Source organism: Corynebacterium sp. HMSC068G04 (assembly GCF_001814885.1).
GTDB lineage: Bacteria > Actinomycetota > Actinomycetes > Mycobacteriales > Mycobacteriaceae > Corynebacterium > Corynebacterium hiratae.
In genome coordinates this window covers 30,477-39,688 of sequence record NZ_KV818322.1, presented here as the reverse complement: position 1 = coordinate 39,688, position 9,212 = coordinate 30,477, and the positions used below count along the sequence as shown (strand labels likewise).

8 protein-coding genes are annotated in these 9,212 nt (G+C 61.3%); 2 read left to right on the top strand and 6 right to left on the bottom strand.

What is annotated here, in order from left to right; all coding sequences use genetic code 11:
• Positions 1-112: 112 nt before the first annotated feature.
• From HMPREF2993_RS06105 to HMPREF2993_RS06100, 3 genes are all read right to left on the bottom strand, one after another.
• The gene (locus tag HMPREF2993_RS06105) at positions 113-2,095 is read right to left on the bottom strand and encodes a LamG-like jellyroll fold domain-containing protein (protein WP_246822379.1); all 1,983 of its coding nucleotides are present in this window, start codon (positions 2,093-2,095) and stop codon (positions 113-115) included.
• Positions 2,092-2,322 (bottom strand): hypothetical protein, encoded by a 231-nt coding sequence (locus HMPREF2993_RS13860; RefSeq protein ID WP_246822378.1) that lies wholly within the window; start codon positions 2,320-2,322, stop codon positions 2,092-2,094. The genes HMPREF2993_RS06105 and HMPREF2993_RS13860 overlap by 4 nt, the downstream gene beginning before the upstream one ends.
• Positions 2,323-2,525: 203 nt before the next feature.
• Positions 2,526-4,310: a flavin-containing monooxygenase gene (locus HMPREF2993_RS06100; protein ID WP_070701526.1), complete on the bottom strand. Its 1,785-nt coding sequence runs from the start codon at positions 4,308-4,310 to the stop codon at positions 2,526-2,528.
• Positions 4,311-4,514: 204 nt separating this feature from the next.
• On the opposite strand from HMPREF2993_RS06100, the gene HMPREF2993_RS06095 reads away from it, so the two are divergent.
• Together HMPREF2993_RS06095 and HMPREF2993_RS06090 are read left to right on the top strand one after the other, a co-directional pair.
• Complete coding sequence (locus HMPREF2993_RS06095) at positions 4,515-4,943, top strand: OsmC family protein (protein WP_070701524.1); 429 nt, start codon at positions 4,515-4,517, stop codon at positions 4,941-4,943.
• Between the two features lie 128 nt (positions 4,944-5,071).
• Entirely contained in the window at positions 5,072-5,998 is a 927-nt protein-coding gene (locus HMPREF2993_RS06090) for a DUF1906 domain-containing protein (RefSeq protein WP_070701522.1), read from the top strand.
• Between the two features lie 23 nt (positions 5,999-6,021).
• On the opposite strand, the gene HMPREF2993_RS06085 is transcribed toward HMPREF2993_RS06090, so the two are convergent.
• From HMPREF2993_RS06085 to HMPREF2993_RS06075, 3 genes are read right to left on the bottom strand one after another with little or no spacing between them, the layout of a single operon-like run.
• Entirely contained in the window at positions 6,022-7,038 is a 1,017-nt protein-coding gene (locus HMPREF2993_RS06085; RefSeq protein ID WP_070517032.1) for a hypothetical protein, read from the bottom strand.
• Positions 7,039-7,089: 51 nt separating this feature from the next.
• Positions 7,090-8,736 (bottom strand): solute symporter family protein, encoded by a 1,647-nt coding sequence (locus HMPREF2993_RS06080; protein ID WP_070679494.1) that lies wholly within the window; start codon positions 8,734-8,736, stop codon positions 7,090-7,092.
• Between the two features lie 3 nt (positions 8,737-8,739).
• The gene (locus tag HMPREF2993_RS06075; protein WP_046647301.1) at positions 8,740-9,084 is read right to left on the bottom strand and encodes a DUF485 domain-containing protein; all 345 of its coding nucleotides are present in this window, start codon (positions 9,082-9,084) and stop codon (positions 8,740-8,742) included.
• Between the last annotated feature and the right edge of the window lie 128 nt (positions 9,085-9,212).

Here is a 9,212-nt window from a genome sequence, read left to right as displayed (position 1 = left end):
CCCGCCGAACCCGTCGAGCTCTACCTCACCCCACTACGCACCCCAAAACCGGAAGAGCCAGAAAACCCCCGCCTCAATGTGAGTCGGGGGACGGAGGTTCGTGGGCTGAGCGCTAGTTCAGGCCCGGAATCTTCGGCAGCGGAGGCTGCGGGATGTTCAGGCCAAAGACGCGGTTGATGGTGGGGATGAGGCCATAGGCCGCGCCGCCGAGGACTGCGATGACAGCGACGATGGGCAGGATGACCTTCGCACCACGGCTGGAGCCGGCGAAGAAGGCCTGGCCCATGTCGTCGATGGAAGGTTCATTCGTGTCGGTTGGATCCGTCGGCTGGGACGGCGTGTTGTCGTCCTCGGACGGGTCCTTCTGGACGGCCGGGCGGGCGGTGAGCCACTCGTCGGAGTCCAGAACGCCCTGGGTCAGGCGGGTCTCACCAATCCAGCCGTACCACGGGTCCTGCGGCTTGCGGTTATCAAAGCCAGCGCCCATGACCCACTGCAGGTCGCGCGGGAGGAGGCCCTCGGCACCCTTGGCGTTGCGCAGGATCGGTGCACCGTTGATGAACATCTCCACGGTGTCGGAATCCGGCTTGTTCACCACGGCGATGTGCATCCACTCATCGGTGGGCACCTCGTGGGACCACACGGTCGAGCCTTCGCCTTCCTTGGGCTCTGCCCACCAGCGCAGCTCACGCAGGTTGGAGATGCCGAACATGACGGTGGGGTCGGTGTCATCAGAGCCGTCGACAAGCTCAGCGATGCTGGAGTCACGGGAAAGCGCACTCCCCCAGCCGTGCTCAGAGCCGTTGAAATCCTTCGGAATCTTCACGAAGGACTCGAAGGTGTAGCCCGCGGAGGTATCGACCTTGTTGATCTCAGCGCCTTCCTTGGATCGGAACTCCGCCATCGCAGCCTTGCCGGCTGGGTCGGACCAGTAGAGGGAGCCGGAATCAGAGGACAGCGGGTGGTGATCCTTGGTGTAAGTGATGCGCTCACCCGTGTTGGAAGGACCGCCTTCGCGAACGAGGTCGCCAGCGCCATCAGCACCAAAGGCATCCGGAATGACAGCGCCCTCGGTGGCCACGTCGCCGTCGGCAAGCTGCTTGCCTTCCTTGTTCTTGGTCTGACCTGGGCGCCAGTGGAAGACGGTCTTGTCGGACTTCACGAAGTCGTTCGGGCCCTCCGGAAGCTGATCCTTCGGGATGGTGTACGGGGTGTATCCTTCCTCCGCGATGTCGCGGGCCTTCTGGCCAAGGTCTGGGTCATTCTCATCGCCGATGGTCCACTCCGGGGCGAAGTCAGCGAAGCGCTCCTTGAAGTTGAGCGGCACGTGGTAGCTATCGCCCTTGCCGTCGAGGATGAGCTTGTCGAACTGCGTGAGCTCCTTCGCCGGCTTCTGCGCCACCCACGGAGACAGGGCGGTCATCTCCAGTTCGTTGCCGGAGAGATCGAACTCAAGCACGCCGAGCAGGCCGTTACCGCCTTGGTAGGCCATCTGGTAGTCCTGCAGGATACCGATGACGTCGTGGCCTGCATCGTTCTTATCCACGCGGTAGCCCGCGCCGTGGTGGTGGCCGCCCATGGTGAGGAAAATCTGGTCGTTCTTCTTGATGAACTTGTCCCACAGGCCCTTGCCGTAGTCCTCGGAGTAGAAGACTTCGCCGGCGCCATCGATGTTGAGAACCTCGTGGCTGGTGAGGATGACTGGCAGGTCCGGGTGGGCATCGAGAACGCCCTGCGCCCACTCTAGCGCCGCATCGTCAGCGCGCCAGCCCAGCGCCAGGACCAGGTACTTCTGGCCCTCGGCCTCAAAAATGTGGTACTCGGAGTCGTTATTGACCGCGGTGTGGCGCTCTTGGAAGGTTTCCGGGTTGGCGGTCTTGGCGCGCTCGGCACTGAAGTGGTCGTTGTACGGGTGCGCTGACTTATCCTCAATCATGTCGTGGTTGCCCGGCAGGATGGAGTAGTTCAGGTCGGAACCGTCGAGGACCTTCATGGCCTCATCGGCAACCTTCCACTCGCCGTCGACGTCCGGCTGGTCCACCACGTCACCAAGGTGCGTAGCGAAGTCCATGTTGAGCGCTTCCTGGTTCTTCACCAACCACTCGACCTGCGCCTTAAAGGCTCGCTGCCGTAGCGCGCCTGGGCCAAGTTGCCGGTCTCCGGGGTGGAGTAACGGGAGTAGAACTGCGTATCCGGCAGCACGCCGATGCTAAAACGCGAGCCCAGGCCTTCTGAAGGTTCGGCAGCAGAGGCAGAGACGACGAGGAACGTACCGGCCACCGAGGCGGTGACCAGGGTGCCGAGCACGCGGCGAGCAGTCATAGATCTTCCTATCTAAACGAGGTAGTGAGGTTGTTCCATGGTTTAAGCCATGGAACAACCGACAGAGACAAGGAAAGATTATGGCCCGGAGTTTGCGACCGCGTGACCACAATGTGAATTTCCTTTTAAATGACTACCCGCCTTTTAGCTTCCTCATGGCATTGCCATCTACTTCCGCAGGCTCCTGCCTGCGCTCGTCTGCCTTAAGAGGTGTGGTACACCGGCGCCAGTTCGTAGACCGGAGTATCCATCCCCTCATAGCGCGCCTTAAGCTGAAGCGCTAGGTAGCGCGAATAATGGCGCGATTGGTGCAGGTTACCGCCGTGGAACCACAGCTGCGGAACCTGCGTGGGCTTCCACATGTTGCGCAGCTCGCCCTCCCACGGACCCGGATCCTTGGTGGTATCCGAGCCCAAGCCCCAACACTTGCCCACGGTGTCGGCGACTTCCTTGGAGATCAACTGCTCGGCCCAGCCGTTCATGGAACCATATCCAGTGGCCAGCACGATGACATCGGCGGGTAGTTCGGTGCCGTCCGTCAGCACCACGGATTTCTCCTTCACCTCAGCGATGGACACACCAGATTTCACCGGAATGGAGCCATCAATGACCAGCTCACTGGCACCAACATTGATGTAATAGCCCGAGCCACGGCGCAGGTATTTCAGGTAAAGGCCCGAGCCGTCATCGCCAAAGTCATTCTGGAAGCCGGCCTTCTCCAAACCGTCATAAAAGTCTTTATCGGCCTCACGGATGCCATCGAAGACTTCACGGTGGACGTCGGGAAGCACGGCGTAGGGCCAGGACGCAAAGAGGAGGTCCGCTTTATCTGTGTCCACACCGGCCTCCACGGCTTCTTCCGAGTAGAGCGGGCCGAAGACATCTTTCATCAGGGTATCCGACTGCACGATGTGCGTCGACGAACGCTGAATCATGACTGGCCGCGCGCCGTGCGCGTAGAGGTCCGCGGCGATGTCGTGAGCAGAGTTGTTCGCGCCCAGCACAATGACATCCTTGCCCTCATCGCCCGCACCACCCGGATGCTCCGAGGAGTGCCGGATTTCCCCGGCGAAGTTCTCCTGCCCCTCCAGGTGGGGACGATTCGGAACTCCGGACATACCCGTGGCCAAAACCAGCTGCGTGGGCTCCAGAAGAATCTCTTCTCCGTCCTTGCGAACGGTGACCTTCCACGTGCCGCTGGACTCATCGAAGGAGGCCTTCACGCACTCACTATTGGTCCAGTAATCCAAGTCCATGATGCCCACGTAGTGCTCCAACCAATCCCCCATTTTGTCTTTCGGGGTGAACACCGGCCAGTCATCCGGGAAGGGGAGGTACGGCAGGTGGTCGTACCACACGGGATCGTGCAGGCACAGCGAGTGGTAGCGGCCGCGCCACTGGTCGCCGGGGCGGCCCGCCTTATCGACGATAAGCGTGGGAACACCTTGGCGCTTCAGGCGCGCCCCGAGCGCGATACCGCCCTGGCCACCACCGATAATGAGGACGTAGGGCTGTTCCGTATGCCCCAGTGCCGCACGGCGCTCCTCCCGCAGGTCCGCCCAGTTCTTAGCGTCCTTGACCACCTTGTGCTCCGTGCCCAGCGGGCGGCGGCGCCCCTTAGGCTCCGGGAAATCCTTCAACTCGCGCGCGGAGGTGAGGAAGGTCCAGGCCTTAGCGTCGCGCAGGCGCGCGATGGCGGTGACATAGAAGTTTTCAGATTCACACGTGAAGTGGACCCGCGTCACGCCATTGCCTTCGTCCTCGACCTCTGTTATCTCCGGGTTGTCGAGCGCAGCGTCGGTGCCAGCAATCATCGCGGCGATGGCTTCCGAACCTTCGGCGGTGTGCAGGTTCCACGTCACCGCAGCAAGATCCCGCCAGAAGCCCCCGGGCTCGAAAACCTTCTCCACGTCTTCCACGCCAGGCTTCTCTTGGTGCGTGAGGGCGACGAGCTTGTCTAGCCAGTCACGAGCATCCACGGTTTCCATAGCCACTACTCCTTTGGGTCGAAAAATTGTTTGCACCACTATTACCGATCTAAAGAGACGTGAGTCACAGCCCCGCCCCCATCAGATAACTTTGCAAATTGACCTACCTGACCTTTCCGCCGCTCACCACGACGCGGTTAAGGCTTGCAAATCTCGGCTCCCTCCCCCGCTACCCGGCTCCCCCACCATCACTAGGATGACGCTATGAGCAACATCACCAAGAAATACTCCGTCGACGTCACCCGCATCGATACAGGCCACTACCGCGCCACGAATGCCGAAGGAATCAGCCTCGAGTTCGGCCGCGCTGAGGGACTACTCAGCCCAGTTGAGTTGCTGCTCGCCGCCGTGGCGGGCTGCTCGGCCGTGGACATCGACGTGGTCACCTCGCGCCGCACAGAGCCGGAGATTTTCGACGTCCACGTTGAAGGCACCCGCGTCGACGAAGACGGGGCCTCGCGACTGAGCGACGTCGACGTGGAATTCTCCCTCCGCTTTCCCGCTACCGACGCCGGACGCCAGGCCCAGTCCATGGTGGAGCGCCTCGTGCGCATCTCCCAAGAAAAGGACTGCACCGTCTCCCGCACGGTGGAAAATCCCACTAACGTCACGTTCCGTACGACAGAGCCCTAAGGAACTTCGGGCAAGGAGGATTGTCGTCGCGCCCAGCAAATGCCACCCCTGGTGCAATTTTTAACCATTGTGACTAAAGTGATTGCGGAAATTTTCTTCTTCACCGCCTCCCAAGGAGAATTCACACCATGTCCTTGTCCCGTCGTTCCCTGTTCAAGGCCGGTGCCCTCACGCTGGCCGCCGGTGCCATCGGTAGCCAGGCGCCCGCCGCTCTCGCCGTGGGCCCAGCTTTGGGCACCATCATCGATTTCTCTGCCGGTGTTCCTTCCGCCCGCGCCATCAAGGCAGCCGGCCACCTCGGCGCCATCCGCTACGTATCCCAGCGCCGCCCCGGCGCCGAATGGATGAAGGGCAAGCCTGTCACCCTGGCGGAGACCAAGGCCAACGCAGCGGCAGGCCTCAAGACCGCCTCCATCTACCAGTTTGGACGCGCGGAAACTGCTGACTGGCTCAACGGCGCTGCGGGCGCCGCAGTCCATGCGCCGCAGGCCATCGCCATCCACAAGGCTGCGGGCGGACCGACCGGGCGCCCCATCTACATTGCCATCGATGACAATCCCACCCGCGCCCAGTACGAGAACCAGATCCGCCCCTACCTCAAGGCCTTCTCCGCAGCACTGAGCGCCGCGAGCTACCAGACCGGTGTATATGGCAACTACAACGTCATCGACTGGTGTGTTGCCGACCGCATCGGCCAGTTCTACTGGATGCACGACTGGGGCTCTGGCGGAAAGCTCCACCCGCGCACCACCATCCACCAGAAGGCCAAGAATCAAGCCACTATCGACGGCGTAACGTGCGATATCAACACCGTTTATGCCAACGACTGGGGCCAGTGGACCCCGGGCGATGGTGCTGTGGAGCCGCCAAAGGTCAAGGACATCCCGGCAGTGCCTGACGACATCCCGCTGCCCAATGTTTCCCTGCCGGATCCCACCGGGCGCGGCTCCAGCGTGAGCGGCGATGGCATCACCATCGCCGGCTCCTCCATTAGCAATGACCAGGTGCGCGGCGCGGTGGATATCCTCAACACCGTGCGCAAGTCCATGGGCTAATCAACACGCGGCGGCGCTGGTTTCTACTGCGCCGCCGTTGTCTTCGTTGCCGAAGAAGACGGCTTGGAGGACGACGACGTGGTCGATGACGCCGGTGCCGGCGATTCTGTAGACGCCGCTGGCTTTGAGGTGCTGGAGGGGGCAGCGGTAGACGTCGTCAAGCGCGTGGTGCTAGCGCCAGGATGGGCCAGCGCCTCTTTGTTCAAGTTGTTTCCCTTCACGAGGTTCTTACCCGTGATTTCCTTGCGCACGTAGGACGTAAGCTCCTCGGCAGAGCCCTCGATGGAGGCAGCCACAACAAAGTTCTCCCCAAAAGACACCGAAGAGTGTCGGTCCTTACTGTCCGACCAGCCCCATTTTGATCCCACGACGTCACTGAGCTTCGCGGTGCCATAGTTTTGCTGGTAGCCATCGGCTGAGACGGCATCGGCGTGAGACATCGCCACCAAAACTGGGTGCGTCGGATCATCTTCCAAGAGCTGAACGATGAAGCGCACCACGTCATAGGTTGAGGTCATCGAGTGACCCCAATCCTCCCCCGCTGACGTAGAGTCCAGCCCATATTCCTTGGCGATTGCATCGATGGACCGCGGGTACTTCTCAAAGAGCTTCCCGGCGCTCTCATCCGAAGAATCAGCAATCATGTCCAGCGCTAGATACTTGTCCTCGAAGGAACCGTGCTCGAGCACGTAGGCGGCGATGTAAAGCTTGATCAGGCTGAGCGCATAGCGCGGCTGGTGCTCGGTGGGTGAGCCCATGTGCATGCCTGTCTCAATGCGGTAGTACGTGATTGACTTCTCGTCATCGCCCTTGAGGAATTGCCCCACGGTGTCCTCTACCGCCGCGAGTTGTGGATCGCCCTTCTTATGCGCGATGGGGCCGGGAGTAGCCGTGCTGGTGTGCGTTGGGCGCCCCACCGTGGAGTCTTCTTCATTCGCAGGCGAGCACGCAACAAGGGCCGTGGCACCGAGCACGCACGCCAGAAGGGCGGCACCAGCACGCGCTGGTACCGCCCTATAACGAGGCTGCGGGTAAAACACGAGGTTAGAGTCTACCCGCTACCGTTTGGAATGTAGTGCTTGAGGTGGCGCTTAGTGGTCCACCGGAGCCTCCACGCCCACACCGGTCAGGGAGCGAACCTCCATCTCGGCGGACAGCTCTTCCAGGTTGTCCGGCGGGGTCATGATGGACACGATCCAACCGGCGAAGAAGGCCAGCGGGATGGTCACGAGGCCCGGAGAGGACAGCGGGAAGATGGACCAGTCGGCGTTCGGGAACATCGAGGTCGGGGTACCGGAGACCGCCGGGGACAGGAAGATGAGCACCAGGCAGGAGATAACGCCGGTGTACATCGATGCCACAGCACCTGCGGTGTTGAAACGACGCCAGTACAGGGAGTACAGGATGGTCGGCAGGTTGGCGGATGCCGCCACAGCAAAGGCCAGGGAGACCAGGAAGGCGACGTTCTGGGTCATGGCCAGAATGCCCAGGATGATGGCAACGATACCCAGGACAACCACGGTGATCTGGGAGACGCGAACCTGCTCGGCCTCGGTGGACTCGCCGTTGCGGATAACGGAGTGGTAGACGTCGTGTGCGATGGAGGCCGACGCGGTGATGGCCAGGCCAGCAACGACGGCCAGCACGGTAGCGAAGGCCACAGCGGAGATGACCGCCATGAAGATGGAACCACCGATTTCGAGTGCCAGCAGCGGTGCTGCTGCGTTGGCGCCACCCGGTGCGGCGAGGATGCGGTCCGGGCCAACGAGGGCGGCAGCGCCGTAGCCCAGAACCAGGGTCATGAGGTAGAAGGCACCGATGATGACGATGGCCCAGGTAACGGAGCGGCGAGCCTCGGTCGCGGTCGGCACCGTGTAGAAGCGCATGAGCACGTGCGGCAGGCCACCAACACCCAGCACGAGGGCGATACCCAGGGAGATGAAGTCAAGCTTGGTGGTGAGGTTCTTGCCGTACTTCAGGCCCGGCTCCATGATCTGGGAGGCCTCGTAACCCTTCTCCTGGATAGCAGCGGAGTTGGCGTGCATATCAATTGCCTGGGTGAAGAGCGTGCTGAAGCCACCCTTCAGCATGACGAAGGTCAGGATGCACATGATAACCACGCCGGTGACCAAAAGCACGGCCTTGATCATCTGCACGTAGGTCGTACCCTTCATGCCACCAACGAGGACGTAGACGATCATGAGGATGCCCACGATGCCGACAACAACGGCCTGCCACTTGAACTCGTGAATGTCCAACAGCACGGCAACCAGGGAGCCGGCGCCTGCCATCTGGGCAATGAGGTAGAACAGCGACACGAACAGGGTCGAAATCGCGGCCGCCACGCGCACCGGGCGCTGCTTGAGGCGGAAGGACAGCACGTCAGCCATGGTGAAGCGGCCGACGTTACGCATCGGCTCCGCGACGAGCATCAGGGCGACGAGCCAGGCAACGAAGAAGCCGACCGAGTAAAGGAAGCCATCGTAGCCGTTGAGGGCGACAGCACCGACGATGCCCAAGAAGGACGCGGCGGAGAGGTAGTCACCGGAAATAGCTAGGCCATTCTGGCGGCCGGAGAAGCTACCACCACCGGTGTAGAAGTCAGAGGCTTCCTTGGTGGACTTACCGGCACGCAGCACCACGTACATGGTGACGACAAGGAAGGCGGCGAAGACCGCAATGTTCAAAATCGGATTGCCAGCGGAGGATTCCGCTTGGGCCAAGGTAATGGTCTGCATGGTTTAGCCCTCCAGTTCCTGGCGAATAGCCGCCGCCTGCGGCTCGATGTTCTTGTTGGCGTAATTGACGTAGATGTACGTAATGATGAAGGTGGTCAGGAACTGAGCCAAGCCGAAGATAAGGCCGACGTTCCAACCGCCGCCAAGCTCGATGGCCATGAAGTCGGGCGCAAAAACTGCGGCCAGCACGTAGAGGACGTACCACAGAAAGAACGCCACTGTCATGGGGAAGGTGAACTTGCGGTATGTGCCGCGCAGCTTCGCAAACTGCGAGCTATCGCGCATCTCGACGAACTCTTGCGGCGTCGGTTCGCGGCGCGAGTCAATCGAAGCAGGTGCGTCAGTCATGTCGCTCTCCTTACAAGGGAATCTTTTCTCCACAAACCGCGGTGAGAGACTAACTACAGTGTCTTCAGTCACGTTTTGCCTTGCCCAGTAAGTTACCTAACCTCTCTTGCAAGGTTGTAAATCCTGCC